Source organism: Pseudomonas sp. NPDC087185 (assembly GCF_044744955.1).
In the GTDB taxonomy this organism is placed as follows: domain Bacteria; phylum Pseudomonadota; class Gammaproteobacteria; order Pseudomonadales; family Pseudomonadaceae; genus Aquipseudomonas.
The window spans coordinates 1-26,511 of sequence record NZ_JBIUZK010000009.1 but is presented as its reverse complement, the minus strand read 5'-3'; the positions used below and the strand labels follow the sequence as shown (position 1 = coordinate 26,511).

Here is a 26,511-nt window from a genome sequence, read left to right as displayed (position 1 = left end):
ATCGTCTACTACCTAGCACTGTTCAAGCAACTACCGCTTTTTGGGTCGACTTGAAGACACGAATTTTCTTACCGTCTTCTACTTTGAAACCAACGCGGTCAGCCTTGTTGGTTTCGCCGTTGAAGATGGCAACGTTGGAAGCGTGCAGAGGCGCTTCTTTTTCGACGATACCGCCCTGAACGCCCGCCATCGGGTTAGGCTTGGTATGACGCTTGACCAGGTTCACACCACCGATGACCAGACGGTCATCAGCGAGAACCTTCAGCACCTTACCGCGCTTACCTTTGTCTTTGCCGGCGATCACGATGATCTCGTCGTCACGACGAATCTTTTGCATGTCGGATCTCCTTACAGCACTTCAGGGGCGAGCGAGACGATCTTCATGAACTTCTCAGTACGAAGTTCACGGGTCACTGGCCCGAAGATGCGAGTGCCGATCGGCTCTTGCTTGGTGTTCAGCAGAACAGCAGCATTGCCGTCGAAACGAATGATGGAACCGTCAGCGCGACGTACACCGTGACGGGTACGGACGACAACAGCAGTCATCACCTGGCCTTTTTTGACCTTACCGCGCGGAATTGCTTCCTTGACGGTTACCTTGATGATGTCACCGATGCCGGCGTAACGACGGTGCGAACCGCCGAGCACCTTGATGCACATGACGCGACGAGCGCCGCTGTTATCGGCCACATCGAGCATGGATTGAGTCTGAATCATAAAATTTCTCCGACCCCTAGCCCTTAGACTTCAACAGCGCGTTCGAGGACTTCAACCAGTGCCCAGGACTTGGTCTTGGCCAGCGGACGGGTTTCACGGATGGAAACCTTGTCGCCGATTTTGCACTGGTTGGATTCGTCGTGCGCGTGCAGCTTAGTCGAACGCTTAACGTATTTACCGTAGATCGGGTGCTTTACGCGACGCTCGATCAGAACGGTGATGGTCTTGTCCATTTTGTCGCTGACGACACGGCCAGTCAGCGTACGGACGGTTTTTTCAGCTTCAGCCATGATCACTTACCTGCCTGCTGGTTAAGCACAGTTTTCACGCGAGCGATGTCACGCTTAACTTGCGAGAGCAGGTGCGACTGCCCCAACTGGCCAGTTGCTTTCTGCATACGCAGATTGAACTGGTCGCGCAGCAAGCCGAGCAGTTGCTCATTCAGTTGCTGTGCAGATTTTTCACGAAGTTCATTCGCTTTCATCACATCACCGTCCGCTTAACAAAGGAGGTGGCGAGAGGCAGCTTTGCAGCAGCCAGGGCGAAAGCTTCGCGCGCCAGCTCTTCAGAAACACCCTCGATCTCGTACAGGACTTTGCCTGGCTGGATCTGGGCAACCCAGTATTCCACGGAGCCCTTACCTTTACCCATACGAACCTCGAGAGGTTTCTTGGAGATCGGCTTGTCCGGGAACACACGGATCCAGATCTTGCCGCCACGTTTAACGTGACGAGTCAGGGCACGACGTGCCGACTCGATCTGGCGGGCGGTGAGGCGACCGCGAGCAACAGCCTTCAGGGCGAATTCGCCGAAGCTGACTTTGCTACCGCGCAGTGCCAGACCACGGTTGTGGCCGGTCATCTGCTTGCGGAATTTTGTACGCTTTGGTTGCAACATTTGGCGTACCCCTTACTTAGCAGCTTTTTTACGAGGCGCTGGTGCTTGTGGTTTCAGTTCTTCTTGGCGACCACCAATAACTTCGCCTTTGAAGATCCAAACCTTCACACCGATCACACCGTAAGTGGTGTGAGCTTCGTAGGTGTTGTAGTCGATATCGGCACGCAGGGTGTGCAGGGGCACACGACCTTCGCGATACCACTCGGTACGAGCAATCTCAGCACCGCCGAGACGACCGCTCACCTGGATCTTGATGCCCTTGGCACCAATACGCATGGCGTTCTGTACGGCGCGCTTCATGGCGCGACGGAACATTACGCGGCGTTCCAGCTGCTGAGCTACGCTCTGCGCAACCAGCATTGCGTCGAGTTCCGGCTTGCGGATCTCTTCGATGTTGATGTGCACAGGCACACCCATCTGCTTGGTCAGGTCCTGACGCAGCTTCTCGACATCTTCACCTTTCTTACCGATAACGATACCGGGACGAGCGGTGTGGATGGTGATGCGTGCAGTTTGAGCCGGACGATGAATATCGATACGGCTTACGGACGCGCTTTTTAGTTTGTCTTGGAGGTACTCACGCGTTTTCAGATCCTTCAACAGGTAATCTGCGTAAGTAGCACCGTCTGCGTACCAGACGGAGGTGTGCTCCTTGACGATTCCCAGGCGAATGCCAGTGGGATGTACTTTCTGACCCATCTGATCGACTCCGTTACTTGTCCGCAACCTTGACAGTGATATGGCAAGACCGCTTGACGATGCGATCAGCACGGCCTTTGGCACGTGGCATGATGCGCTTCAGCGAACGCCCTTCGTTGACGAAGACGGTGGAGACCTTCAGGTCATCAACGTCTGCGCCTTCGTTGTGTTCGGCGTTGGCAACGGCCGACTCGAGGACTTTCTTCATGATTTCAGCGGCTTTTTTGCTGCTGAAGGCCAACAGGTTGAGCGCTTCGCCCACCTTCTTCCCGCGGATCTGGTCGGCGACCAAGCGGGCTTTCTGGGCGGAGATGCGAGCGCCCGACAACTTAGCGGCTACTTCCATTTCCTTACCCCTTAACGCTTGGCTTTCTTGTCAGCCACGTGCCCGCGATAGGTGCGGGTACCGGCGAACTCGCCCAGTTTGTGGCCGACCATGTCTTCGTTCACGAGAACTGGGACATGCTGGCGACCGTTGTGAACCGCGATGGTCAGACCGACCATTTGTGGCAGGATCATCGAGCGACGCGACCAGGTTTTAACTGGTTTGCGATCGTTCTTCTCCACCGCCACTTCGACCTTCTTCAACAGGTGAAGATCGATAAAAGGACCTTTTTTCAGAGAACGTGGCACTGTCGTATCCCTCTAGTTACTTGCGACGACGGACGATCATGTTGTCGGTACGCTTATTACCGCGGGTTTTAGCACCCTTGGTTGGGAAGCCCCATGGCGATACCGGATGACGACCACCGGAGGTACGACCTTCACCACCACCATGTGGGTGGTCAACCGGGTTCATGGCAACGCCACGAACGGTTGGGCGAACGCCGCGCCAGCGTTTGGCACCAGCTTTACCCAGCGAACGCAGGCTGTGCTCGGAGTTCGAGACTTCGCCCAGGGTCGCACGGCACTCAGCCAGTACTTTACGCATCTCACCGGAGCGCAGACGCAGAGTCACGTAGACGCCGTCACGAGCGATCAGCTGAGCCGAAGCACCAGCGGAACGAGCGATCTGAGCACCTTTACCCGGCTTCAGTTCGACGCCGTGAATGGTGCTACCTACTGGGATGTTGCGCAGCTGCAGGGAGTTACCGGCCTTGATTGGGGCCAGGGCACCTGCGATCAGCTGGTCGCCAGCGCTCACGCCTTTAGGGGCGATGATGTAGCGACGCTCACCGTCTGCGTAGCACAGCAGGGCGATGTGAGCAGTACGGTTTGGATCGTATTCGATACGCTCGACAGTGGCTGGAATGCCATCTTTATCGTTGCGACGGAAGTCGACCAGACGGTAATGCTGCTTATGACCACCACCAACGTGACGAGTGGTAATGCGGCCATTGTTGTTACGACCACCAGACTTCGATTTCTTCTCGAGCAGCGGTGCGTGAGGAGCGCCTTTGTGCAGCTCCTGGTTGACCACCTTGACCACGAAACGGCGGCCAGGGGAAGTCGGTTTGCATTTAACGATTGCCATGATGCACCCCTTCCTTACTCAGCACTGCTGCTGAAATCGAGATCTTGGCCTGGCTGAAGGGAGACGATCGCCTTCTTCCAGTCATTACGCTTGCCCAGACCACGTGCGGTACGCTTGGTTTTACCCAGAACGTTAACGGTCGACACGTTTTCAACTTTTACGTTGAACAGGCCTTCGACAGCTTTCTTGATTTCCAGCTTGGTTGCGTCAGTAGCAACCTTGAATACGAACTGGCCTTTTTTCTCAGCCAGAACGGTAGCCTTCTCGGAAACGTGCGGGCCAAGGAGGACTTTAAATACGCGTTCCTGGTTCATCCCAGCAGCTCCTCGAATTTCTTCACGGCCGAGACAGTGATCAACACTTTCTCGTATGCGATCAGACTGACCGGGTCGGAACCTTGAACGTCACGTACGTCGACGTGCGGCAGGTTGCGAGCAGCCAGGTACAGGTTCTGATCAACAGCGTCCGAAACGATCAGAACGTCGGTCAGACCCATGCCGTTCAGCTTGTTCAGCAGGTCTTTGGTTTTCGGCGCTTCAACAGCGAAGTCCTGAACCACGACCAGACGGTCGCTACGCACCAGCTCAGCGAGGATGGAGCGCAGGGCTGCGCGGTACATCTTCTTGTTGAGCTTCTGCGAGTGATCCTGAGGACGAGCTGCGAAGGTTACACCACCGCCACGCCAGATCGGACCACGAGTGGTACCAGCACGAGCACGGCCAGTACCCTTCTGACGCCATGGGCGCTTACCGCCACCAGCCACGTCGGAACGGGTCTTCTGCTGCTTGGTGCCCTGACGGCCGCCGGCCATGTAGGCCACGACTGCTTGGTGTACCAGCGTCTCGTTGAATTCGCCACCGAAAGTCAGTTCGGAAACTTCGATCGCCTGAGCGTCATTTACATTAAGTTGCATGTCAGTTTCCCCTTAACCGCGAGCCTTGACAGCTGGACGTACAACCACGTCGCCGCCAGTAGCGCCAGGAACGGCACCCTTGACCAGCAGCAGGTTGCGCTCAGCGTCTACGCGAACTACTTCCAGGGACTGAACAGTCACGCGCTCGGCGCCCATGTGACCGGACATTTTCTTGCCCTTGAACACACGACCAGGAGTCTGGCACTGGCCGATGGAACCTGGGACACGGTGCGACACGGAGTTACCGTGAGTGTTGTCCTGGCCACGGAAGTTCCAGCGCTTGATGGTACCGGCGAAGCCTTTACCTTTGGACTGACCAGTAACGTCTACCAGCTGGCCTGCAGTGAAGAGTTCAGCTTTGATCGAGTCGCCAGCCTGGAACTCGCCTTCTTCAAGACGGAACTCCCAGACACCGCGACCAGCGGCAACGTTGGCCTTGGCGAAGTGACCTGCCTGAGCGGCAGTCACACGCGAAGCACGACGCTCGCCGACAGTGACTTGCACTGCACGGTAGCCATCGGTTTCTTCGGTTTTGAACTGGGTGACACGATTCGGCTCGATCTCAATGACCGTGACCGGAATGGAGACACCTTCTTCGGTGAAAATGCGGGTCATACCGCACTTGCGACCGACTACACCAATAGTCATGTTGTAACCTCATGAGTGTACGGGGCTTTCACCCGCTATGGCCGCCCATTTCAGAGCGTTACACGGTTAAGACCGAAGTCTTAGCCGAGGCTGATCTGCACTTCCACACCTGCCGCCAGATCAAGCTTCATCAGCGCGTCAACGGTTTTATCCGTTGGCTGGACGATGTCCAGAACACGCTTATGAGTGCGGATCTCGTACTGGTCACGCGCGTCTTTGTTGACGTGCGGGGAAACCAGAACGGTGAAACGCTCTTTGCGGGTAGGCAGTGGAATTGGACCACGCACTTGTGCACCAGTACGTTTCGCGGTTTCCACGATTTCCTGGGTGGATTGGTCGATCAGGCGATGGTCGAAAGCCTTCAACCTGATACGGATTTGCTGATTTTGCATTGGATTTCAGACTCCAGGCTGTTCCCAACGGACGCACTACGCCCGCTAAAAGGAGGCGTGATTCTATAGACGCCCCAATTTAGTGTCAACCCAATAAAAAAAACCCCCGCTGAGCGGGGGTTTTTTCAACCGGTCGAGTGATTACTCGATGATTTTGGCTACGACGCCGGCGCCGACGGTACGACCGCCTTCACGGATAGCGAAGCGCAGACCATCTTCCATTGCGATGGTCTTGATCAGGGTAACAGTCATCTGAATGTTGTCACCTGGCATTACCATTTCAACGCCTTCCGGCAGTTCGCAGTTACCGGTCACGTCAGTGGTACGGAAGTAGAACTGAGGACGGTAGCCTTTGAAGAACGGAGTGTGACGGCCGCCTTCTTCTTTCGACAGAACGTAGACTTCGGCGGTGAACTTGGTGTGCGGCTTGACCGAACCTGGCTTGACCAGAACCTGGCCACGCTCAACGTCGTCACGCTTGGTACCACGCAGCAGAACGCCGCAGTTCTCGCCAGCACGACCTTCGTCCAGCAGCTTGCGGAACATCTCAACACCGGTGCAGGTGGTGGTGGTGGTGTCACGCAGACCAACGATTTCCAGCGGATCCTGAACGCGGACGATACCACGCTCGATACGACCGGTAACAACGGTACCACGACCCGAGATCGAGAATACGTCTTCGATCGGCATCAGGAACGGCTGGTCGATGGCACGAACTGGCTCAGGAATGTAGCTGTCCAGAGTCTCTACCAGCTTCTTGACAGCGGTAGTGCCCATTTCGTTGTCGTCTTTGCCTTCCAGGGCCATACGAGCGGAACCGATGATGATCGGAGTGTCGTCGCCTGGGAAGTCGTAGGTGGACAGCAGGTCGCGAACTGCCATCTCGACCAGTTCCAGCAGCTCAGCGTCGTCTCCCAGGTCAGCCTAGTTCAGGAAGACCACGATGTACGGAACGCCAACCTGACCGGACAGCAGGATGTGCACACGGGTTTGTGGCATCGGACCATCGGCGGCCGAGCAAACCAGGATCGCGCCGTCCATCTGGGCAGCACCGGTGATCATGTTCTTCACGTAGTCAGCGTGACCTGGGCAGTCGACGTGAGCGTAGTGACGAATGGTCGAGTTGTACTCAACGTGAGCGGTGTTGATGGTGATACCGCGCGCTTTCTCTTCCGGAGCCGAGTCGATCTTGTCGAACTCAACGATTGCCGAACCGAAAACTTCGGAGCAAACGCGAGTCAGAGCTGCGGTCAGAGTGGTCTTACCGTGGTCAACGTGGCCGATAGTGCCGACGTTAACGTGGGGAAGGGAACGATCAAATTTTTCTTTAGCCACGACAGTGAACCTCTTGCCTAAAGGGGATTAGCCTTGTTTTTTAACGAGTGCTTCGACGATGTTCGACGGAGCTTCGGCGTATTTGGAGAATTCCATGGAGTAGCTTGCGCGACCCTGAGACATGGAACGAACGTCGGTCGCGTAACCGAACATCTCTCCGAGCGGTACTTCAGCACGGACGACGCGGCCAGAGACCGACTCATCCATACCCTGGACCAGACCACGACGACGGTTCAGGTCACCCATCACGTCACCCAGGTAGTCTTCCGGGGTTACAACTTCGACCTTCATGATCGGCTCGAGAACCACGCCACCGCCCTTCTGGGCCAGCTGCTTGGTTGCCATCGAAGCAGCGATCTTGAACGCCATTTCGTTGGAGTCGACGTCGTGGTACGAACCGTCGAATACCGTGGCCTTCAGGCCGATCAGAGGATAACCGGCAACAACGCCGTTTTTCATCTGCTCTTCGATACCCTTCTGGATCGGGGCGATGAATTCCTTAGGAATCACACCACCAACGACTTCGTTGGAGAACACCAGACCTTCGGTGATGTTGCCCTTCTCGTCCTGATCTGGCTCCGAGAAACGGATCCAGCAGTGACCGAACTGACCACGACCACCCGACTGACGAACGAACTTGCCTTCGATCTCGACGCCGGACTTGGTGATCTTCTCGCGGTACGAAACCTGCGGCTTACCGATGTTGGCTTCGACGTTGAACTCGCGCTTCATGCGGTCAACGAGGATGTCCAGGTGCAGCTCGCCCATGCCCGAGATGATGGTCTGGCCAGTCTCTTCGTCGGTCTTGACGCGGAACGACGGGTCTTCCTGGGCCAGTTTGCCCAGAGCAATACCCATCTTCTCCTGGTCAGCCTTGGTTTTCGGCTCGACGGAGAGCGAAATGACCGGCTCAGGGAAGTCCATACGCTCAAGGATGATTGGCTTGTCGGCGTTGCACAGGGTTTCGCCTGTGGTCACGTCCTTCATGCCGATCAGTGCCGCGATGTCGCCAGCGCGCACTTCCTTGATCTCTTCACGCTGGTTGGCGTGCATCTGCACCATACGACCAACGCGCTCTTTCTTGCCTTTGACCGAGTTGATGACCGAGTCACCGGAGCTCAGAACGCCCGAGTAGACGCGAACGAAGGTCAGAGTACCTACGAACGGGTCAGTTGCGATCTTGAACGCCAGAGCCGAGAACGGCTCGTCGTCGTCGGCGTGACGCTCGTCTTTACGAACAGCCGGATCGTCTTTGTCCAGGTCCTTGTCGTCCGGGTTGATACCCTGGATTGCAGGGATCTCGGTCGGAGCAGGCAGGTAGTCGATGACGGCGTCGAGAACCAGGGGAACGCCCTTGTTCTTGAACGACGAACCGCAGACAGCCGGTACGATTTCGCTGGCCAGGGTGCGCGCACGCAGACCGGCTTTGATCTCTTCGACGGTCAGCTCTTCGCCTTCCAGGTACTTGTTCATCAGCTCTTCGCTGGACTCAGCAGCCGCTTCAACCATGTTGGAGCGCCACTCTTGAGCCAGCTCCAGCATATCGGCAGGAATTTCTTCCTCGCGATACGTGGTGCCTTTGTCGTCGTCGTTCCAGTAGATAGCCTTCATCTTGATCAGGTCGACCTGACCCTGGAAGTTATCTTCCGAACCGATGGCCAGCTGAACAGGAACCGGGGTGTGACCCAGACGGTTCTTGATCTGACCTACGACGCGCAGGAAGTTTGCACCGGCACGGTCCATCTTGTTCACGTAGACAACACGTGGAACGCCGTACTTGTTGGCCTGACGCCATACGGTTTCGGACTGAGGCTCAACGCCGGAAGTACCGCAGAACACAACGACCGCGCCGTCGAGTACACGCAGCGAACGTTCTACTTCAATGGTGAAGTCAACGTGGCCGGGGGTATCGATGACGTTTACGCGGTAGTTGTCGTACTGACCAACGGAACCTTTCCAGAAGGTGGTAACGGCAGCGGAGGTAATGGTGATACCCCGCTCCTGCTCCTGCACCATCCAGTCGGTGGTCGCGGCGCCGTCGTGCACCTCGCCCATCTTGTGGCTCAGACCTGTGTAGAACAGGATCCGCTCGGTAGTGGTGGTCTTGCCCGCGTCAACGTGGGCACAGATACCAATGTTACGGTAGCGGTTAATTGCTGTAGTACGAGCCATAAAGCCCTCGCAAAATGATTGATGCTTGAATTAGAAGCGGTAGTGCGAGAACGCTTTGTTGGCTTCAGCCATACGGTGCACGTCTTCACGCTTCTTGACTGCAGCACCTTTGCCTTCGGCAGCATCCAGCAGCTCGCCAGCCAGGCGCAGGGCCATCGACTTCTCGCCGCGCTTGCGGGCGTAGTCTACGAGCCAGCGCATTGCCAGAGCGTTACGACGGGATGGACGAACTTCAACCGGGACCTGGTAAGTGGCACCGCCGACACGGCGGGACTTTACTTCGACCAGCGGAGCGATGGCGTCGAGAGCTTTCTCGAAGATTTCCAGGGGGTCGCTGTTCTTGCGTGCTTTGACAGTATCCAGGGCACCGTAAACGATGCGCTCGGCTACGGCCTTCTTGCCGCTTTCCATCACGTGGTTCATGAACTTGGCGAGGATTTGGGATCCGTATTTAGGATCGTCCAGAATCTCACGTTTTGCTGCTACACGACGTCTTGGCATGATAAGCCCTCAAACGGTCTTCAGGTTAGCCCGGGACGTGGGTCTTCGACCCCTGCCCGACCTTACTCTTATCGACTCAAAAAAATGGATGTGTGCAAACGGCCGATTACTTCGGACGCTTGGTACCGTACTTCGAACGACCCTGGTTACGGCCTTTGACGCCCGAAGTATCCAGAGAGCCGCGAACGGTGTGGTAACGAACACCTGGCAAGTCTTTTACACGGCCGCCACGGATCAGGACGACGCTGTGCTCTTGCAGGTTGTGGCCTTCACCGCCGATGTACGAGGAAACCTCGAAACCGTTGGTCAGACGCACACGGCATACTTTACGCAGTGCCGAGTTAGGTTTTTTCGGCGTGGTGGTGTACACGCGGGTGCACACGCCACGACGTTGCGGGCAGTTCTGCAGCGCAGGAACGTCGGACTTCTCGACCGAACGCTTACGCGGCTGACGTACCAGCTGGTTGATAGTTGCCATCTACTAGCTCCACTGATTGTCTTGCGACTCTATTGTCTTGCAAGAAAGCCAAAAATTGGCGAGACGGAGCCTCACCAAATTTAAGGGTACAAAAGTCTACGGAGGATCTTGCACCCAGTCAAGACGAGGCCCCGGCCCTCCCCGCCCGGTCATCGGCAACAATTCATGTCGCCGATGGCCGTTCGGGGCTTGCCGGGGCCCTGCCCTGTACTTAGTTACCGCTGGAATTCAGCGCTTCGGTCAGTGCGGCTTCCACCTCACTGGCGCTTACACGCAGCGGTTTGTCGGCATCACGGCGACGCTTGCGCTCGCTGTGGTAGGCCAGACCGGTACCGGCCGGGATCAGACGACCCACGACCACGTTCTCTTTCAGGCCGCGCAGGTAATCGCGCTTGCCGGTGACGGCCGCTTCGGTCAGTACGCGGGTGGTTTCCTGGAAGGAAGCCGCGGAGATGAACGATTCGGTCGACAGCGACGCCTTGGTGATACCCAGCAGCACGCGGGTGAACTTCGAGATGAACTTGTCTTCGCCGGCGAGACGCTCGTTCTCGACCAGTACGTGAGTCAGTTCCATCTGGTCGCCCTTGATGAAGCTGGAATCGCCCGACTCGGAGATCTCGACCTTGCGCAGCATCTGACGCAGGATGGTCTCGATGTGCTTGTCGTTGATCTTAACGCCTTGCAGGCGGTAAACGTCCTGGATCTCGTTGACGATGTACTTCGCCAGCGCGCTCACACCCAGCAGACGCAGGATGTCGTGCGGATCGCTTGGGCCGTCGGAGATAACTTCGCCGCGGTTTACCTGTTCACCTTCGAAGACGTTCAGGTGGCGCCACTTCGGAATCAGCTCTTCGTACGGATCGCTACCGTCGGTCGGAGTGATGACCAGACGACGCTTGCCCTTGGTCTCTTTACCGAACGCGATGGTGCCGCTGACTTCAGCCAGGATCGAGGCTTCTTTCGGACGGCGCGCTTCGAACAGGTCGGCAACGCGTGGCAGACCACCGGTGATGTCACGGGTCTTCGACGTCTCTTGCGGGATACGCGCGATAACGTCACCAACACCGATCTGAGCACCGTCAGCCACACCGACAAGGGCGTTGGCCGGCAGGAAGTACTGAGCCGGTACGTCGGTACCTGGCAGGTACAGGTCCTTGCCATTGGCGTCGACCATCTTGATTGCCGGACGGATTTCCTTGCCTGCGGCAGGGCGATCCTTGACGTCCAGAACTTCAATGTTGGTCAAACCCGTCAATTCGTCAGTCTGACGCTTGATGGTGATGTTTTCTTCCATGCCCACGAAGGTCACGGTACCTTTCAGCTCGGTAACGATCGGGTGGGTGTGCGGGTCCCACTTGGCGACGATGGCGCCAGCTTCGACCTTGTCACCTTCCTTGACCGAAATCACCGCACCGTAAGGCAGCTTGTAACGCTCACGCTCACGACCGAATTCGTCGGCAATGGCCAGCTCGCCGGAACGCGACACGGCAACCAGGTTGCCATCCGCACGCTCAACCTGTTTCAGGTTGTGCAGGCGCACCATACCGCCGTTCTTCACCTGGACGCTGTCGGCAGCCGAAGTACGGCTTGCAGCACCACCGATGTGGAACGTACGCATGGTCAGCTGGGTACCCGGCTCACCGATCGACTGAGCAGCGATAACGCCGACAGCTTCACCGATGTTCACCTGGTGACCACGAGCCAGGTCACGACCGTAGCACTTGGCGCAGATGCCGAAGCGGGTTTCGCAGTTGATCGGCGAACGCACGATCACTTCGTCGATGCTGTTCAGCTCGATGAACTCGACCCACTGCTCGTCAACCAGGGTACCGGCCGGAACGATGACGTCCTCGGTGCCTGGCTTGAACACGTCACGGGCGATGACACGGCCCAGTACACGCTCACCCAGCGGCTCTACAACGTCACCGCCTTCAATGTGCGGTGTCATCAGCAGGCCATGATCGGTGCCGCAGTCGATCTCGGTCACGACCAAGTCTTGTGCAACGTCTACCAGACGACGGGTCAGGTAACCGGAGTTGGCGGTCTTCAAGGCGGTATCCGCCAGACCCTTACGAGCACCGTGAGTCGAGATGAAGTACTGGAGTACGCTCAGGCCTTCACGGAAGTTCGCGGTGATCGGCGTCTCGATGATCGAGCCGTCCGGCTTGGCCATCAGGCCACGCATACCGGCCAGCTGACGGATCTGGGCGGCGGAACCCCGCGCACCGGAGTCAGCCATCATGTACATCGAGTTGAAGGACTCTTGCTCGACTTCCTTGCCCTCGCGGTCGATGACCTTCTCTTTCGAGAGGTTGGCCATCATCGCCTTGGACACTTCGTCGTTCGCCTTCGACCACAAGTCGATGACCTTGTTGTACTTCTCGCCCTGGGTTACCAGGCCGGAGGCGTACTGGCTTTCGATTTCCTTCACTTCATCGGTGGCGCTGTTGATGATGCGCGCTTTCTCATCCGGGATGACAAAGTCGTTCACACCAATGGACACGCCAGAGATGGTGGAGTAAGCGAAACCGGTGTACATCAACTGGTCGGCGAAGATAACGGTCTCTTTCAGACCAACCACGCGGTAGCACTGGTTGATCAGTTTGGAGATCGCCTTTTTCTTCATCGGCTGGTTGACCACGTCGTATGGCAGGCCTGCCGGTACAACCTGGAACAGCAGCGCACGGCCGACGGTGGTGTCGACGATACGGGTGTTCTTGGTGCTGGTGCCATCACGGTCGTTCACGGTCTCGTTGATACGGACCTTGATTTTCGCGTGCAGCGCAGCCTCGCCGGCGCGGAATACGCGGTCGACTTCCTGCAGGTCGGCGAATACGCGACCTTCGCCCTTGGCGTTGATGGCCTCACGGGTCATGTAGTACAGACCCAGTACAACGTCCTGCGACGGAACGATGATTGGCTCACCGTTGGCTGGCGACAGAATGTTGTTGGTCGACATCATCAGCGCGCGCGCTTCGAGCTGAGCTTCCAGGGTCAGCGGCACGTGAACGGCCATCTGGTCACCGTCGAAGTCGGCGTTGTACGCGGCACAGACCAGCGGGTGCAGCTGGATGGCCTTACCTTCGATGAGCACAGGCTCGAACGCCTGGATACCCAGACGGTGAAGGGTCGGTGCACGGTTGAGCAGTACGGGGTGTTCGCGAATCACTTCGGCAAGAACGTCCCACACCTCTGGCAGCTCGCGCTCGACCATCTTCTTGGCAGCCTTGATGGTGGTCGCCAGACCACGCATTTCCAGCTTGCCGAAAATGAACGGCTTGAACAGCTCGAGGGCCATCTTCTTCGGCAGACCGCACTGGTGCAGACGCAGGGTCGGGCCTACGGTAATTACCGAACGACCGGAGTAGTCAACACGCTTACCGAGCAAGTTCTGACGGAAGCGACCTTGCTTACCTTTGATCATGTCGGCCAGGGACTTCAGCGGACGCTTGTTCGAGCCAGTGATGGCGCGACCGCGACGGCCGTTGTCGAGCAGGGCGTCGACCGCTTCCTGCAGCATGCGCTTTTCGTTGCGCACGATGATGTCCGGCGCCGACAGATCGAGCAGGCGCTTCAGACGGTTGTTACGGTTGATCACCCGACGATACAGGTCGTTCAGGTCGGAGGTCGCGAAGCGGCCGCCATCCAGCGGCACCAGCGGACGCAGGTCCGGCGGCAGTACTGGCAGGACGGTCAGGACCATCCACTCAGGCAGGTTGCCCGAGCCCTGGAAAGCTTCCATCAGCTTCAGGCGCTTGGACAGCTTCTTGATCTTGGTTTCCGAGTTGGTCTGCGGAATTTCTTCGCGCAGGCGGCCGATCTCGTGCTCCAGGTCGATAGCGTGCAGCAGCTCGCGGACAGCCTCGGCACCCATGCGGGCATCGAAGTCGTCACCGAACTCTTCCAGCGCTTCGAAGTACTGCTCGTCGTTCAGCAGCTGACCCTTCTCGAGGGTGGTCATGCCCGGGTCGATAACGACATAGCTCTCGAAGTAGAGCACGCGTTCGATATCACGCAGGGTCATGTCCATCAGCAGGCCGATACGGGACGGCAGCGACTTCAGGAACCAGATGTGGGCAACCGGCGAGGCCAGTTCGATGTGCGCCATGCGCTCACGACGAACCTTGGCCAGGGCAACTTCAACGCCGCACTTTTCGCAGATCACACCGCGGTGCTTGAGGCGCTTGTACTTGCCGCACAGGCACTCGTAGTCCTTGACTGGGCCAAAGATCTTGGCGCAGAACAGGCCGTCACGCTCAGGTTTGAACGTACGGTAGTTGATGGTTTCCGGCTTCTTAACTTCACCGAACGACCACGAACGGATCATCTCAGGCGACGCCAGACCGATACGGATGGCGTCGAACTCTTCGACTTGACCCTGGTTTTTCAGCAAATTCAGTAGGTCTTTCAAGGCCTTTCCTCCTGGCGGAGCAGGAAGCGGGCTGTGCCAGCCCCGCTCCCCTTCGCGTCACGTGTTATTCGGTTTCCAGATCGATATCGATACCGAGCGAACGGATCTCTTTGATCAACACGTTGAAGGACTCGGGCATGCCCGGCTCCATACGGTGATCGCCATCCACGATGTTCTTGTACATCTTGGTACGGCCGTTCACGTCGTCCGACTTCACTGTGAGCATTTCTTGCAGGGTGTATGCCGCGCCGTATGCTTCCAGCGCCCACACTTCCATCTCCCCGAAACGCTGACCACCGAACTGCGCCTTACCACCCAGCGGCTGCTGGGTAACCAGGCTGTAGGAACCAGTGGAACGCGCGTGCATCTTGTCGTCCACCAAGTGGTTCAGCTTGAGCATGTACATGTAACCAACGGTCACAGGACGCTCGAACTTGTTGCCGGTACGACCATCGAACAGCACCATCTGGCCGCTCTCTGGCAGGTCAGCCAGCTTCAGCATGGCCTTGATCTCGCTTTCCTTGGCACCGTCGAATACCGGGGTAGCCATTGGCACGCCCTTCTTCAGGTTGTGCGCCAGGGCAAGGATCTCTGCGTCAGTGAACTCATCGAGGCTTTCCTGACGACCGCCGATCTCGTTGTAGATCTCGGTCAGGAAGCCGCGCAGCTCAGCGGCTTTGCGCTGCTCTTCGATCATCCGGTCGATCTTCTCGCCCAGACCTTTGGCCGCGAGGCCCAGGTGGGTTTCAAGGATCTGACCGACGTTCATACGCGAAGGTACGCCCAGCGGGTTCAGTACGACGTCGACCGGAGTACCGTTGGCGTCGTGCGGCATGTCTTCGACCGGCATGATCACCGAGACGACACCCTTGTTACCGTGACGACCGGCCATCTTGTCACCCGGCTGGATGCGACGGCGGATGGCCAGGTAGACCTTGACGATCTTCAGCACGCCCGGTGCCAGGTCATCGCCCTGCTGCAGCTTGCGCTTCTTGTCTTCGAACTTGTCGTCCAGCAGGCGACGGCGATCGACGATGTACTGCTGAGCCTTTTCCAGCTGCTCGTTCAGTGCATCTTCAGCCATGCGCAGTTTGAACCACTGGCCGTGCTCCAGACCGTCCAGCACTTCGTCGGAGATCACGGTGCCTTTCTTCAGGCCCGCGCCACCGTCGACCACCTGGCCGTTCAGGGCAGAACGCAGACGCTCGAAGGTTGCACCTTCGACGATGCGGAACTCTTCGTTGAGGTCCTTGCGGATCTCGTCCAGCTGCATCTTCTCGATGGCCAGGGCGCGGCTGTCACGCTCGACGCCATCACGGGTGAAGACCTGAACGTCGATGACGGTACCCTTGGTGCCGGTTGGCACGCGCAGGGAGGTGTCCTTAACGTCGCTGGCCTTCTCACCGAAGATCGCGCGCAGCAGTTTTTCTTCCGGCGTCAGCTGGGTTTCGCCTTTTGGCGTGACCTTGCCGACCAGGATGTCGCCAGCGCCGACTTCAGCACCCACGTAAACGATACCGGCTTCGTCCAGCTTGTTCAGTGCGGCTTCACCCACGTTCGGGATGTCCGCAGTGATTTCCTCTGGGCCAAGCTTGGTGTCACGCGCCACACAGGTCAGTTCCTGGATGTGGATAGTGGTGAAGCGATCTTCCTGGACCACACGCTCGGACAGGCAGATGGAGTCTTCGAAGTTGAAGCCGTTCCACGCCATGAACGCGATGCGCATGTTCTGGCCCAGAGCCAGTTCACCCATGTCGGTGGACGGGCCGTCAGCCATGATGTCGTGACGCTTGACCACATCACCTTTGCTGACCAGCGGACGCTGGTTGATGCAGGTGTTCTGGTTGGAGCGGGTGTACTTGGTCAGGTTGTAGATATCTACACCTGCCTCACCAGTCTCGACTTCGTCGTCAGCTACGCGAACAACGATACGGCTGGCGTCGACCGAGTCGATCACACCACCGCGGCGAGCAACCACGCAGACACCGGAGTCACGGGCAACGTTGCGCTCCATGCCGGTACCGACCAGCGGCTTGTCAGCACGCAGGGTTGGTACAGCCTGACGCTGCATGTTCGAACCCATCAACGCACGGTTGGCGTCGTCGTGCTCGAGGAACGGAATCAGCGACGCTGCGACCGAGACAACCTGCTTCGGCGAAACGTCCATCAGGGTGACGTCTTCCGGCGCCTTGACGGTGAATTCGTTCAGGTGACGAACCGCTACCAGCTCGTCGATCAGCTGCTTCTTCTCGTTCATCGCGGCGGATGCCTGAGCGATGACGTGATCGGCTTCTTCGATCGCCGACAGGAACACGATGTCGTCGCTGACTACGCCTTCCTTCACCACGCGGTACGGGCTTTCGAGGAAGCCGTACTGGTTGGTGCGAGCATAGGCTGCCAGGGAGTTGATCAGACCGATGTTCGGACCTTCAGGGGTCTCGATCGGGCACACGCGGCCGTAGTGGGTCGGGTGTACGTCACGGACTTCAAAGCCTGCGCGCTCACGGGTCAGACCGCCCGGGCCGAGTGCGGAAACACGGCGCTTGTGGGTGATCTCGGAGAGCGGGTTGTTCTGGTCCATGAACTGCGAGAGCTGGCTCGAACCGAAGAACTCTTTCACCGCCGCCGCAACCGGCTTGGCGTTGATCAGGTCCTGCGGCATCAGGCCTTCGCTTTCAGCCATCGATAGACGTTCCTTGACCGCACGCTCTACGCGCACCAGGCCAACACGGAACTGGTTCTCGGCCATCTCGCCGACGCAACGTACGCGACGGTTACCGAGGTGGTCGATGTCATCGACGATGCCTTTGCCGTTACGGATATCGACCAGGGTCTTGAGCACCTCGACGATGTCTTCCTTGCTCAGCACGCCCGAACCTTCGATCTCGGTGCGGCCGATACGACGGTTGAACTTCATGCGGCCAACGGCCGACAGGTCGTAACGCTCGGCGCTGAAGAACAGGTTGTTGAACAGGGTCTCGGCAGCGTCCTTGGTTGGCGGCTCGCCTGGACGCATCATGCGGTAGATCTCGACCAGCGCTTCCAGTTGGTTGCTGGTGGTGTCGATCTTCAGGGTATCCGAAATGAACGGACCGCAATCGATGTCGTTGGTGTACAGCGTCTCGATGCGAACAACCTGAGCCTTGGCGATCTTGATCAGCAGCTCGGTGGTCAGCTCGGTGTTGCACTCAGCCAGGATCTCGCCGGTGGCCGGGTGCACGATGGCCTTGGCGGTGGTGCGACCCAGGACGTATTCCATTGGAACGTCCAGCTGGTTGACGCCGGCCTTCTCGAGCTGGTTGACGTGGCGCGCAGTGATACGGCGGCCTTGCTCGACGATGACCTTGCCGGTTTCGTCATGGATGTCCATGACCGCCACTTCACCACGCAGACGCTGAGGCACCAGTTCCAGGCTGAGTTTCTCGCCGGAAATGTGGAACACGTTGGTGGTGTAGAAGGTGTTCAGAACCTCTTCGGTGCTGTAACCCAGGGCGCGCAGCAGTACCGAGGCCGGCAGTTTGCGGCGACGGTCGATACGAACGAATACGCAGTCCTTCGGGTCGAACTCGAAGTCCAACCAGGAGCCGCGGTAAGGAATGATGCGAGCGGAGTACAGCAGCTTGCCGGAGCTGTGCGTCTTGCCACGGTCGTGGTCGAAGAACACACCAGGCGAACGGTGCAGCTGGGAAACGATCACACGCTCGGTACCGTTGATAACGAAGGTACCGTTCTCAGTCATCAGGGGGATTTCACCCATGTAGACTTCTTGCTCTTTGATGTCCTTGATCGCTTTGTTCGACGATTCCTTGTCGAAGATGATCAGGCGCACCTTGACCCGCAGTGGGACCGCGAAGGTCACGCCACGCAGGACACATTCCTTCACATCGAAGGCGGGTTCGCCCAGGCGATAGCCTACGTACTCCAAGGCAGCATTGCCGGAGTAGCTGATGATCGGGAATACCGATTTGAAGGCCGCGTGCAGGCCGACGTCGCGGAACTGATCCTTGGATGCTCCCGCTTGCAGGAATTCGCGATACGAATCCAGCTGGATGGCCAGGAGGTAAGGCACATCCATGACGTCCGGCAACTTGCTAAAGTCCTTGCGGATACGTTTTTTCTCAGTGTATGAGTAAGCCATCAGCGTTCCCCAGCTTGGTCACCTGCTTGTTTGGCTTCTCCCGGCGGGAGCAGCCAGAAAATCGTGCAAACCCCTTGGTTTGCGCCACCCACATGGGTGTCTTGCAGCTTGTTATCGGGGCCGACCTGATCGGCCACCAATAACGGAAAAAGGCCGGTGGCATAAGCCACCAGCCATCAGCCTTCGCTCAACGCGCCGGCTGGCGTCGCAAGGTCGAGATTACTTCAGCTCGACTTTAGCGCCTGCTTCTTCCAGCTTCTTCTTAGCGTCTTCAGCGGCTTCTTTCGAAACGCCTTCAGCTACAACCTGAGGAGCGCCGTCGACTTTCTCTTTGGCTTCTTTCAGGCCCAGACCGGTCAGTTCGCGAACGGCTTTGATCACGTTCACTTTCTTGTCGCCAGCTTCAACCAGAACAACGTTGAACTCGGTCTGCTCTTCAACAACGGCAGCAGCAGCAGCTGGGCCAGCAGCGGCAACAGCAGCGGTAACGCCGAAGGTTTCTTCCATTGCTTTGATCAGCTCAACAACTTCCAGAACGGTTTTCTGGCCGATTGCTTCGATGATTTGCTCGTTAGTCAGGGACATGACTTAAATCCTGTATTGGGGTGACAGCCTACGCAGCCATCAAATTAAACATATGATTTTGAAAGAGGTTACGCGGCCTTAGGCAGCAGCAGCTTCTTTCTGGTCGCGAACGGCCGCCAGAGTACGAGCCAGCTTGCTGGTAGCGCCTTGAATAACGCTCATCAGACGTGCGATAGCTTCGTCACGGGTCGGCAAGGTAGCCAGTACATCGATCTGGTTGGCGGCAATGAAATTGCCGTCAAACGCAGCTGCCTTGATCTCGAACTTGTCCTGACCCTTGGCGAACTCTTTGAACAGACGAGCAGCAGCGCCCGGGTGTTCGTTGGAGAAAGCAATCAGGGTCGGGCCTTTGAACGCGTCGTTGAGGATCGAATACTCGGTGCCTTCAACTGCGCGCTTGAGCAGGGTGTTACGTACGACACGTACGTATACGCCAGCTTCGCGGGCCTCTTTACGGAGTCCGGTCATTGCGCTTACAGTCACACCACGGGCATCGGCCACGACAGCGGACAGAGCGACTTTGGCAGCCTCGTTGACTTCAGCGACGATGGCCTTCTTGTCTTCGAGTTTAATTGCCACGGGTTTACTCCTGGTTTTTACCGTTTCATCTGGCCGAAGCCGGATGTCGTTTTGGTGTCTGATTCGTAAACGAATCGGGAGCACCATCTGCGTAGGCTTGTGGTTTAAGGCTTGCGCCGCCTACGGTCTTGGATAGCCCCCGCCAGGCAGGGACCCCAATTTTTGCGAATGGCGCGACACGTCGCGCCACTGCGGTCTTACGCGTTCAGCGAGCTCTGGTCGATGACCAGACCTGGGCCCATGGTGGTGCTCAGGGTAACGCGCTTGACGTAGATACCTTTCGAGGAAGCCGGCTTGATACGCTTCAGATCAGCGATCAGGGCTTCAACGTTTTCCTTCAGCTTGCCAGCTTCAAAGCCGACCTTGCCAACGGAGGTGTGGATGATACCGTTTTTGTCGGTACGATAGCGAACCTGACCAGCCTTGGCGTTTTTGACAGCCGTGGCGACGTCTGGAGTAACGGTACCGACTTTCGGGTTAGGCATCAGGCCGCGAGGACCCAGAACCTGACCCAGCTGACCCACAACGCGCATGGCATCAGGCGATGCGATGACGACGTCATAGTTCAGGTCGCCGCCTTTCATTTCGGCAGCCAGATCGTCCATACCTACACGGTCAGCGCCGGCAGCCAGAGCGGCTTCAGCAGCTGGACCCTGGGTGAAGACAGCAACGCGTACGGTCTTGCCAGTGCCGTGTGGCAGCACGGTAGCGCTACGAACGACCTGGTCGGATTTACGCGGGTCAACGCCGAGGTTGACGGCAACGTCGAAGGACTCGCTGAACTTCACGGTGGACAGTTCGGCCAGCAGCGCAGCTGCGTCTTCGAAGTTGTAAACTTTGCCAGCTTCGATTTTCGAAGCAATAGCCTTTTGGCGCTTGGTCAGCTTAGCCATTACACACCCTCCACGTTCAGGCCCATGCTGCGGGCAGAGCCAGCGATGGTGCGTACAGCAGCGTCCAGGTCAGCAGCGGTCAGATCAGCCTGTTTAGCCTTGGCGATATCTTCCAGCTGAGCACGGGTCACGGTACCGACTTTGACGGTGTTCGGACGAGCCGAACCACTGGTCAGGCCAGCAGCTTTCTTCAGCAGAACCGAGGCAGGGGTGCTCTTGGTCTCGAAAGTGAAGCTACGGTCGCTGTAGACAGTGATGATCACAGGAGTCGGCAGGCCGGCTTCTTGACCCTGAGTACGGGCGTTGAAGGCCTTGCAGAATTCCATGATGTTCACACCGTGTTGGCCCAGTGCTGGACCAACGGGTGGGCTTGGGTTGGCCTGGCCGGCCTTAACTTGCAGCTTGATGTAAGCCTGAATCTTCTTAGCCATGAGCTACTCCAATATCGGGTACAAACGCCTGATGGCTCCCCGGATGACTTGCGTTTTATCCCAGTGACGACAAAACCCCGCAGCACACAGGGCTGCGGGGTATGGGATGCTTCGTCCGCCTAGACCTTTTCGACCTGGCTGAACTCGAGCTCTACCGGGGTAGAGCGACCGAAAATGAGCACCGCCACCTGGAGGCGACTCTTTTCGTAGTTAACCTCTTCGACACTACCATTGAAGTCAGCGAACGGACCGTCAATGACTCGAACCACTTCACCTGGCTCGAACAGCGTCTTCGGCTTCGGCTTGTCGCTGCCGTCGGCTACGCGACGCAGGATAGCCTCAGCTTCTTTATCGGTGATCGGCGCAGGCTTGTCTGCGGTCCCACCAATAAAGCCCATCACACGAGGGGTATCCTTGACCAAGTGCCAAGTCCCTTCGTTCATCTCCATCTGGACCAGTACATAGCCAGGGAAGAATTTACGCTCACTCTTGCGCTTCTGGCCGTTGCGCATTTCGACGACTTCTTCGGTCGGGACCAGGATCTCGCCGAAACCGTCTTCCATGCCTGCCAGCTTGACGCGCTCGATCAGGGAGCGCATAACATGCTTCTCGTAACCCGAGTAAGCATGCACAACATACCAACGCTTAGCCACGGGACACCTTTAGCCAACGATCAGGGAGACCGCCCAGCCGAGCAGGGAATCAAGACCCCACAACAGCAGTGCCATAACCAGCACGACAGCCACAACAATCAGCGTGGTCTGGGTGGTTTCCTGGCGGGTCGGCCACACGACTTTACGGATCTCAGTACGAGCTTCCTTCGCGAGCGCAAAGAACGACTTACCCTTCGCAGTCTGCAGAGCTACAAAGCCAGCGACAGCAGCCAGGGCGAGAAGTGCGAGGACGCGATACAGGATTGGGGAAGCGGAGTAATATTGATTACCCACGACACCAACAACCACCAAAGCCACTACAGCCAGCCACTTGAACAGATCAAAACGCGATTCTTGGGCTTCAGTTTTGGGGGTCATCGAGGAGGATCCTGTAAGAAGAAAGCCAATCACACTGAGGTGAATGGCAGGTCAGGAGGGAATCGAACCCCCAACCTACGGTTTTGGAGACCGTCGCTCTGCCAATTGAGCTACTGACCTGTAACGCTGTATCAGGCCGGCCATTATACCGGCCTGATCAAGTAAATCAACTACTTATTCGATAATTTTTGCTACGACGCCGGCGCCGACGGTACGACCGCCTTCACGGATAGCGAAGCGCAGACCGTCTTCCATTGCGATGGTCTTGATCAGGGTAACAGTCATCTGAATGTTGTCACCTGGCATTACCATTTCAACGCCTTCCGGCAGTTCGCAGTTACCGGTCACGTCAGTGGTACGGAAGTAGAACTGAGGACGGTAGCCTTTGAAGAACGGAGTGTGACGGCCGCCTTCTTCTTTCGACAGAACGTAGACTTCGGCGGTGAACTTGGTGTGCGGCTTGACCGAACCTGGCTTGACCAGAACCTGGCCACGCTCAACGTCGTCACGCTTGGTACCACGCAGCAGAACGCCGCAGTTCTCGCCAGCACGACCTTCGTCCAGCAGCTTGCGGAACATCTCAACACCGGTGCAGGTGGTGGTGGTGGTGTCACGCAGACCAACGATTTCCAGCGGATCCTGAACGCGGACGATACCACGCTCGATACGACCGGTAACAACGGTACCACGACCCGAGATCGAGAATACGTCTTCGATCGGCATCAGGAACGGCTGGTCGATGGCACGAACTGGCTCAGGAATGTAGCTGTCCAGAGTCTCTACCAGCTTCTTGACAGCGGTAGTGCCCATTTCGTTGTCGTCTTTGCCTTCCAGGGCCATACGAGCGGAACCGATGATGATCGGAGTGTCGTCGCCTGGGAAGTCGTAGGTGGACAGCAGGTCGCGAACTTCCATCTCGACCAGTTCCAGCAGCTCAGCGTCGTCTACCAGGTCAGCCTTGTTCAGGAAGACCACGATGTACGGAACGCCAACCTGACGGGACAGCAGGATGTGCTCACGGGTTTGTGGCATCGGACCATCGGCGGCCGAGCAAACCAGGATCGCGCCGTCCATCTGGGCAGCACCGGTGATCATGTTCTTCACGTAGTCAGCGTGACCTGGGCAGTCGACGTGAGCGTAGTGACGAATGGTCGAGTTGTACTCAACGTGAGCGGTGTTGATGGTGATACCGCGCGCTTTCTCTTCCGGAGCCGAGTCGATCTTGTCGAACTCAACGATTGCCGAACCGAAAACTTCGGAGCAAACGCGAGTCAGAGCTGCGGTCAGAGTGGTCTTACCGTGGTCGACGTGGCCGATAGTGCCGACGTTGACGTGGGGAAGGGAACGATCAAACTTTTCCTTAGCCATCGATACAATCCTCCGCAGAAGAGATAGTCTTGCGCTGATAAAACAAAGGCAGATATTTTCATATCTGCCTTGTTTATATGGAGCTCTTGAGCGGACTTGAACCGCTGACCTCACCCTTACCAAGGGTGTGCTCTACCAACTGAGCTACAAGAGCGAAACACATTGTGCAAAATCCGGCAAACTTGGAGCGGGTAGCGGGAATCGAACCCGCATCATCAGCTTGGAAGGCTGAGGTTCTACCACTAAACTATACCCGCGGAGCTTGCGGCTCTCGCTAAAACTGGTGGAGGGAGAAGGATTCGAACCTTCGAAGCTCTCGCAACGGATTTACAGTCCGTCCCCTTTGACCGCTCGGGAATCCCTCCAGATGTGGCCGGCATTCTATGTGTCTGCCGCCCTAGTGTCAAGCGTTTTTTCAAATTTTTTCAATCAAATCTGAAACTTAGCTGCTTTGACACCGCTTCCAGTTCTACCACCTGAGTGGTGTTCCCTGTGAAGCGGGCGCCATTCTATCAAGCTATTCGCCAGTTGCAATACCCTGGCAGAAAATAATTTTATGTTTTAAGTCTTTGAAATCGTTGGAAAGAGTAGCCAGGACGGTTTGGTCTAGCAAACGCTCGCTTTCTGGGGCTATCTTCAGCCAGAAACCGTCGGCACCGGGCAGTTGGCCGGATACCGGCAACGCATTGATATCCAGGCTCAGCAAACGCTGACGCAGGGCATCCAGCTGCTCTCTACCCGCCAGGCCACCGACAACCAGGCACTCGTCACGCCGACGGGCAGGTGCAGATACGCCCGTCTCACGCAACAGGCGAATCTCTTGCTGATTGCCTTTGTACAACGACAGCGGGGTGACATCCTTGGCTTTGAGCGGGGCTTCCTGTTGGTGCCAGACGTAATAGAAGACATTCAGCACCAGTAACAGCAGAAACAACCAACGCATAAGCACCTCAGTCGAGTGGACAGGCCATTGCCAGACCTACGAATACCAGGTCCGGCACTACACGCGCCTGCGGCGCCGCTTCACGCACCAATGGCGCATCCCCGCCAGTAAGAAACACACTAAAGTCGTCACCCCACAGCGCACGCGCCTGCTCGAGCTGGGTGCGAGCAAAGCCCTGCAACATCAACACACAACCACGCTCCACAGCCTCGACGGTCGAACGCCCCGGGGCCAGGCTGGTCAATGCACGCTCTGCCGAAGCGTCGTCATAGCGAATACGCCGGGTATGCGTGCGTAACTGGCTGCGCATCAACGGCATGCCCGGGCAGATGTAACCCCCCAGGTGCTCGCCATCAGCAGCAATGAAGTCGGCCTTGGCAGCAGTCCCAAGGTCGATTACCAGGCAAGCGCCTTTGGCCAGGTGGAACGCACCTAACGCTGCGAGCCAACGATCCATGCCCAGCCGCTGATAGTCTTCGTAACCATTGCGCACCCCAGCCATTTCCTGGGCGGGCCCTGCGACTCGCGCCTCCACGGCAAACGCCTGGGCGATCAGCGCGCAAAGTGCTGCTGTTTCTTCTTCGCTGCGCACACTCACGATGCGGCAGCCCGACAGACGCAGCGACGCCAGGGCACTGACCTGAGCCACCAGCGCCTGATCCGAATCGACAATGCCACCACCCACGATGGTGGCGTCGGCCGCATGTATGACCCGCCATTTGATGAAGCTGTTACCGCAATCGAGCTCAAGAATCATCACGCAACCTCAAACTGAGCTCACCACCACTGAAGCTCTTTTCCACGCCGTCGACTTCAAGGCGCAAGCCGCCCTGCCCGTCCACACCCAGTACCAGCCCGTCAATCCGAGTGCTGCCGGCAACCAGCGACACATTTCGCCCCTGCCATAGATGTGCCTGCTCCCATTCTTCCTGGAATGCAGCAAAGCCATAGCGGCGGTGGCGCGACAATTCGTGCTGCAGCTGCTGACTCAGCATCGCCACCAGCCGGTTGCGATCAATTGTCGCACCCACTTCACGGCGCATCGAGGTCCACTGCTGGTCGACCTGGTCATTGGCCTGCATATTCACATTGATGCCTATTCCAAGCACAACGTGACACACATCCGCGGGATCACCGACCAGCTCCAGCAGAATGCCGGTGATCTTCTGCCCACGCACAAGGACATCATTGGGCCACTTCAACCCCACGTCCTTCACACCGAAACCTTGCAGCGTGCGCATTACCGCCAACCCCACCACCAGGCTCAAACCCTCAAGCTGGCGCATACCACCTTCAACTCGCAGGACGAGGCTGTAATAGAGGTTTTCTGCAAATGGGCTCACCCATTGACGACCGCGGCGGCCACGCCCAGCGCTCTGGCGCTCTGCGAGCACCAGGAATGGCGCTGCTTGCCCATCGCCTGCGAGCCGAAGCCCTTCAGCGTTGGTCGAATCGATGGTTTCGTGGATGAAAACCGGCCACTGTTCACCCTCGGTAAACTCGGCGATCGCCTTCGTTTCGAGTAGAGTCAATGGCGACGCTAGCTGGTAGCCACGCCCACGAACCTTGTGAATGGTGAGGTTTAGCTCACTCTCCAGGTGCTGCAGCTGTTTCCAAACGGCGCTGCGACTCACCCCGAGGGCTGCCCCCAAGGCTTCTCCGGAATGGAACCGGCCATCCTTGAGGAGATTCAACAACTTCAGCATGCCAGTCTCGACTTGGAATAAGGCTGGCATGATAGCTATGGGTAGTGGGCTTGCATAGGAAAAGGGCCGCCCGGTGTGGGCACAATCGAGGACTTTTCGCCCGCCAAAGACAAAACCCCTACCTGCGTGCGCAGATAGGGGTTTTGCGAAATGAATCTTGACGATGACCTACTCTCACATGGGGAAACCCCACACTACCA

General features: G+C 57.5%; 29 protein-coding genes, 4 tRNA genes and 1 pseudogene. All 34 read right to left on the bottom strand.

The genetic code is table 11. The annotated features are described in order from the left end of the window. Window positions 1-22: 22 nt before the first annotated feature. The gene (rplX, locus tag ACIPIJ_RS25330) at window positions 23-337 is read right to left on the bottom strand and encodes a 50S ribosomal protein L24 (RefSeq protein WP_401082039.1); all 315 of its coding nucleotides are present in this window, start codon (window positions 335-337) and stop codon (window positions 23-25) included. An 11-nt stretch (window positions 338-348) separates the two neighbouring features. Next, window positions 349-717, bottom strand: coding sequence for a 50S ribosomal protein L14 (gene rplN / locus ACIPIJ_RS25325; protein ID WP_008089810.1), 369 nt, complete (start codon window positions 715-717; stop codon window positions 349-351). A gap of 23 nt (window positions 718-740) precedes the next feature. Further along, the gene (rpsQ, locus tag ACIPIJ_RS25320) at window positions 741-1,007 is read right to left on the bottom strand and encodes a 30S ribosomal protein S17 (RefSeq protein WP_008089812.1); all 267 of its coding nucleotides are present in this window, start codon (window positions 1,005-1,007) and stop codon (window positions 741-743) included. 2 nt (window positions 1,008-1,009) lie between these two features. After that, entirely contained in the window at window positions 1,010-1,201 is a 192-nt protein-coding gene (rpmC, locus tag ACIPIJ_RS25315; protein ID WP_002555481.1) for a 50S ribosomal protein L29, read from the bottom strand. Next, complete coding sequence (gene rplP, locus ACIPIJ_RS25310) at window positions 1,201-1,614, bottom strand: 50S ribosomal protein L16 (RefSeq protein ID WP_003255479.1); 414 nt, start codon at window positions 1,612-1,614, stop codon at window positions 1,201-1,203. Before rplP ends, rpmC begins: the two co-directional genes overlap by 1 nt. A 12-nt stretch (window positions 1,615-1,626) precedes the next feature. Then, a complete protein-coding gene (rpsC, locus tag ACIPIJ_RS25305) occupies window positions 1,627-2,313 on the bottom strand; it encodes a 30S ribosomal protein S3 (protein ID WP_003255481.1) in 687 nt (228 codons plus the stop codon). 13 nt (window positions 2,314-2,326) lie between these two features. Next, entirely contained in the window at window positions 2,327-2,659 is a 333-nt protein-coding gene (gene rplV, locus ACIPIJ_RS25300; protein ID WP_003103908.1) for a 50S ribosomal protein L22, read from the bottom strand. Window positions 2,660-2,670: 11 nt separating this feature from the next. Then, window positions 2,671-2,946 carry a 30S ribosomal protein S19 gene (gene rpsS / locus ACIPIJ_RS25295; protein ID WP_003255482.1) on the bottom strand — a complete coding sequence of 92 codons (276 nt, stop codon included), beginning with the start codon at window positions 2,944-2,946 and terminating at the stop codon, window positions 2,671-2,673. Between the two features lie 16 nt (window positions 2,947-2,962). Next, window positions 2,963-3,787, bottom strand: a complete 825-nt coding sequence (rplB, locus tag ACIPIJ_RS25290) for a 50S ribosomal protein L2 (RefSeq protein ID WP_346614689.1) — start codon at window positions 3,785-3,787, stop codon at window positions 2,963-2,965. Between the two features lie 14 nt (window positions 3,788-3,801). Then, window positions 3,802-4,101 (bottom strand): 50S ribosomal protein L23, encoded by a 300-nt coding sequence (gene rplW, locus ACIPIJ_RS25285; protein WP_003255484.1) that lies wholly within the window; start codon window positions 4,099-4,101, stop codon window positions 3,802-3,804. Then, entirely contained in the window at window positions 4,098-4,700 is a 603-nt protein-coding gene (rplD, locus tag ACIPIJ_RS25280) for a 50S ribosomal protein L4 (RefSeq protein ID WP_086974835.1), read from the bottom strand. The genes rplW and rplD overlap by 4 nt, the downstream gene beginning before the upstream one ends. Window positions 4,701-4,712: 12 nt before the next feature. After that, on the bottom strand, window positions 4,713-5,348 hold the full coding sequence (gene rplC / locus ACIPIJ_RS25275) for a 50S ribosomal protein L3 (RefSeq protein ID WP_012316519.1): 636 nt from the start codon (window positions 5,346-5,348) through the stop codon (window positions 4,713-4,715). 80 nt (window positions 5,349-5,428) lie between these two features. After that, window positions 5,429-5,740 (bottom strand): 30S ribosomal protein S10, encoded by a 312-nt coding sequence (gene rpsJ, locus ACIPIJ_RS25270; protein ID WP_003186070.1) that lies wholly within the window; start codon window positions 5,738-5,740, stop codon window positions 5,429-5,431. 141 nt (window positions 5,741-5,881) lie between these two features. After that, a pseudogene (gene tuf, locus ACIPIJ_RS25265) lies at window positions 5,882-7,075 on the bottom strand (elongation factor Tu). 27 nt (window positions 7,076-7,102) lie between these two features. Further along, window positions 7,103-9,247, bottom strand: a complete 2,145-nt coding sequence (gene fusA / locus ACIPIJ_RS25260) for an elongation factor G (RefSeq protein ID WP_012316520.1) — start codon at window positions 9,245-9,247, stop codon at window positions 7,103-7,105. A 30-nt stretch (window positions 9,248-9,277) separates the two neighbouring features. Beyond that, window positions 9,278-9,748: a 30S ribosomal protein S7 gene (gene rpsG / locus ACIPIJ_RS25255; RefSeq protein ID WP_003246741.1), complete on the bottom strand. Its 471-nt coding sequence runs from the start codon at window positions 9,746-9,748 to the stop codon at window positions 9,278-9,280. Window positions 9,749-9,854: 106 nt separating this feature from the next. Further along, window positions 9,855-10,226 (bottom strand): 30S ribosomal protein S12, encoded by a 372-nt coding sequence (gene rpsL, locus ACIPIJ_RS25250; RefSeq protein WP_003255492.1) that lies wholly within the window; start codon window positions 10,224-10,226, stop codon window positions 9,855-9,857. 211 nt (window positions 10,227-10,437) lie between these two features. Next, entirely contained in the window at window positions 10,438-14,637 is a 4,200-nt protein-coding gene (rpoC, locus tag ACIPIJ_RS25245; RefSeq protein WP_401082033.1) for a DNA-directed RNA polymerase subunit beta', read from the bottom strand. Window positions 14,638-14,701: 64 nt separating this feature from the next. Then, on the bottom strand, window positions 14,702-18,775 hold the full coding sequence (gene rpoB, locus ACIPIJ_RS25240; protein ID WP_346614692.1) for a DNA-directed RNA polymerase subunit beta: 4,074 nt from the start codon (window positions 18,773-18,775) through the stop codon (window positions 14,702-14,704). Beyond that, window positions 18,775-18,945, bottom strand: coding sequence for a hypothetical protein (locus tag ACIPIJ_RS25235; protein ID WP_155294789.1), 171 nt, complete (start codon window positions 18,943-18,945; stop codon window positions 18,775-18,777). Before ACIPIJ_RS25235 ends, rpoB begins: the two co-directional genes overlap by 1 nt. A gap of 49 nt (window positions 18,946-18,994) precedes the next feature. Then, complete coding sequence (gene rplL, locus ACIPIJ_RS25230) at window positions 18,995-19,360, bottom strand: 50S ribosomal protein L7/L12 (protein ID WP_003255496.1); 366 nt, start codon at window positions 19,358-19,360, stop codon at window positions 18,995-18,997. Window positions 19,361-19,438: 78 nt separating this feature from the next. Continuing rightward, a complete protein-coding gene (gene rplJ / locus ACIPIJ_RS25225) occupies window positions 19,439-19,939 on the bottom strand; it encodes a 50S ribosomal protein L10 (RefSeq protein WP_012316523.1) in 501 nt (166 codons plus the stop codon). 197 nt (window positions 19,940-20,136) lie between these two features. Then, complete coding sequence (gene rplA / locus ACIPIJ_RS25220; RefSeq protein WP_008089131.1) at window positions 20,137-20,832, bottom strand: 50S ribosomal protein L1; 696 nt, start codon at window positions 20,830-20,832, stop codon at window positions 20,137-20,139. Then, window positions 20,832-21,263 carry a 50S ribosomal protein L11 gene (gene rplK / locus ACIPIJ_RS25215; protein WP_003255500.1) on the bottom strand — a complete coding sequence of 144 codons (432 nt, stop codon included), beginning with the start codon at window positions 21,261-21,263 and terminating at the stop codon, window positions 20,832-20,834. The genes rplA and rplK overlap by 1 nt, the downstream gene beginning before the upstream one ends. Before the next feature lie 119 nt (window positions 21,264-21,382). After that, entirely contained in the window at window positions 21,383-21,916 is a 534-nt protein-coding gene (gene nusG, locus ACIPIJ_RS25210) for a transcription termination/antitermination protein NusG (protein WP_003255501.1), read from the bottom strand. A 9-nt stretch (window positions 21,917-21,925) separates the two neighbouring features. Then, window positions 21,926-22,294: a preprotein translocase subunit SecE gene (gene secE / locus ACIPIJ_RS25205; protein ID WP_008089117.1), complete on the bottom strand. Its 369-nt coding sequence runs from the start codon at window positions 22,292-22,294 to the stop codon at window positions 21,926-21,928. Between the two features lie 44 nt (window positions 22,295-22,338). Further along, a tRNA-Trp gene (locus ACIPIJ_RS25200) sits at window positions 22,339-22,414 on the bottom strand. A gap of 54 nt (window positions 22,415-22,468) precedes the next feature. After that, window positions 22,469-23,662, bottom strand: a complete 1,194-nt coding sequence (gene tuf, locus ACIPIJ_RS25195; RefSeq protein WP_003255489.1) for an elongation factor Tu — start codon at window positions 23,660-23,662, stop codon at window positions 22,469-22,471. Between the two features lie 78 nt (window positions 23,663-23,740). Beyond that, window positions 23,741-23,816, bottom strand: a tRNA-Thr gene (locus tag ACIPIJ_RS25190). Between the two features lie 29 nt (window positions 23,817-23,845). Continuing rightward, window positions 23,846-23,919, bottom strand: a tRNA-Gly gene (locus tag ACIPIJ_RS25185). A gap of 24 nt (window positions 23,920-23,943) precedes the next feature. Next, window positions 23,944-24,027: transfer RNA gene (locus tag ACIPIJ_RS25180), tRNA-Tyr, on the bottom strand. Window positions 24,028-24,179: 152 nt separating this feature from the next. Further along, window positions 24,180-24,605, bottom strand: a complete 426-nt coding sequence (locus ACIPIJ_RS25175) for a hypothetical protein (RefSeq protein ID WP_401082027.1) — start codon at window positions 24,603-24,605, stop codon at window positions 24,180-24,182. A 7-nt stretch (window positions 24,606-24,612) separates the two neighbouring features. After that, a complete protein-coding gene (locus ACIPIJ_RS25170) occupies window positions 24,613-25,362 on the bottom strand; it encodes a pantothenate kinase (protein ID WP_401082024.1) in 750 nt (249 codons plus the stop codon). Then, window positions 25,352-26,311 (bottom strand): bifunctional biotin--[acetyl-CoA-carboxylase] ligase/biotin operon repressor BirA, encoded by a 960-nt coding sequence (gene birA / locus ACIPIJ_RS25165; RefSeq protein WP_401082021.1) that lies wholly within the window; start codon window positions 26,309-26,311, stop codon window positions 25,352-25,354. The genes ACIPIJ_RS25170 and birA overlap by 11 nt, the downstream gene beginning before the upstream one ends. Window positions 26,312-26,511: the final 200 nt, after the last annotated feature.

Coding starts and splice junctions, on each gene's coding strand:
- rpsQ (WP_008089812.1), bottom strand. CDS start 1,007: ATGGCTGAAGCTGAAAAAACCGTCCGTACGCTGACTGGCCGTGTCGTC.
- rplX (WP_401082039.1), bottom strand. CDS start 337: ATGCAAAAGATTCGTCGTGACGACGAGATCATCGTGATCGCCGGCAAA.
- rplC (WP_012316519.1), bottom strand. CDS start 5,348: ATGACTATTGGTGTAGTCGGTCGCAAGTGCGGTATGACCCGCATTTTC.
- rplN (WP_008089810.1), bottom strand. CDS start 717: ATGATTCAGACTCAATCCATGCTCGATGTGGCCGATAACAGCGGCGCT.
- rplV (WP_003103908.1), bottom strand. CDS start 2,659: ATGGAAGTAGCCGCTAAGTTGTCGGGCGCTCGCATCTCCGCCCAGAAA.
- rpsJ (WP_003186070.1), bottom strand. CDS start 5,740: ATGCAAAATCAGCAAATCCGTATCAGGTTGAAGGCTTTCGACCATCGC.
- rplA (WP_008089131.1), bottom strand. CDS start 20,832: ATGGCTAAGCTGACCAAGCGCCAAAAGGCTATTGCTTCGAAAATCGAA.
- rpoB (WP_346614692.1), bottom strand. CDS start 18,775: ATGGCTTACTCATACACTGAGAAAAAACGTATCCGCAAGGACTTTAGC.
- birA (WP_401082021.1), bottom strand. CDS start 26,311: ATGCTGAAGTTGTTGAATCTCCTCAAGGATGGCCGGTTCCATTCCGGA.
- rpsL (WP_003255492.1), bottom strand. CDS start 10,226: ATGGCAACTATCAACCAGCTGGTACGTCAGCCGCGTAAGCGTTCGGTC.
- secE (WP_008089117.1), bottom strand. CDS start 22,294: ATGACCCCCAAAACTGAAGCCCAAGAATCGCGTTTTGATCTGTTCAAG.
- rpmC (WP_002555481.1), bottom strand. CDS start 1,201: ATGAAAGCGAATGAACTTCGTGAAAAATCTGCACAGCAACTGAATGAG.
- tuf (WP_003255489.1), bottom strand. CDS start 23,662: ATGGCTAAGGAAAAGTTTGATCGTTCCCTTCCCCACGTCAACGTCGGC.
- ACIPIJ_RS25170 (WP_401082024.1), bottom strand. CDS start 25,362: ATGATTCTTGAGCTCGATTGCGGTAACAGCTTCATCAAATGGCGGGTC.
- rplD (WP_086974835.1), bottom strand. CDS start 4,700: ATGCAACTTAATGTAAATGACGCTCAGGCGATCGAAGTTTCCGAACTG.
- rpsG (WP_003246741.1), bottom strand. CDS start 9,748: ATGCCAAGACGTCGTGTAGCAGCAAAACGTGAGATTCTGGACGATCCT.
- rplB (WP_346614689.1), bottom strand. CDS start 3,787: ATGGCAATCGTTAAATGCAAACCGACTTCCCCTGGCCGCCGTTTCGTG.
- rplW (WP_003255484.1), bottom strand. CDS start 4,101: ATGAACCAGGAACGCGTATTTAAAGTCCTCCTTGGCCCGCACGTTTCC.
- ACIPIJ_RS25175 (WP_401082027.1), bottom strand. CDS start 24,605: ATGCGTTGGTTGTTTCTGCTGTTACTGGTGCTGAATGTCTTCTATTAC.
- rplK (WP_003255500.1), bottom strand. CDS start 21,263: ATGGCTAAGAAGATTCAGGCTTACATCAAGCTGCAAGTTAAGGCCGGC.
- fusA (WP_012316520.1), bottom strand. CDS start 9,247: ATGGCTCGTACTACAGCAATTAACCGCTACCGTAACATTGGTATCTGT.
- rpsC (WP_003255481.1), bottom strand. CDS start 2,313: ATGGGTCAGAAAGTACATCCCACTGGCATTCGCCTGGGAATCGTCAAG.
- rplP (WP_003255479.1), bottom strand. CDS start 1,614: ATGTTGCAACCAAAGCGTACAAAATTCCGCAAGCAGATGACCGGCCAC.
- rplL (WP_003255496.1), bottom strand. CDS start 19,360: ATGTCCCTGACTAACGAGCAAATCATCGAAGCAATCGGCCAGAAAACC.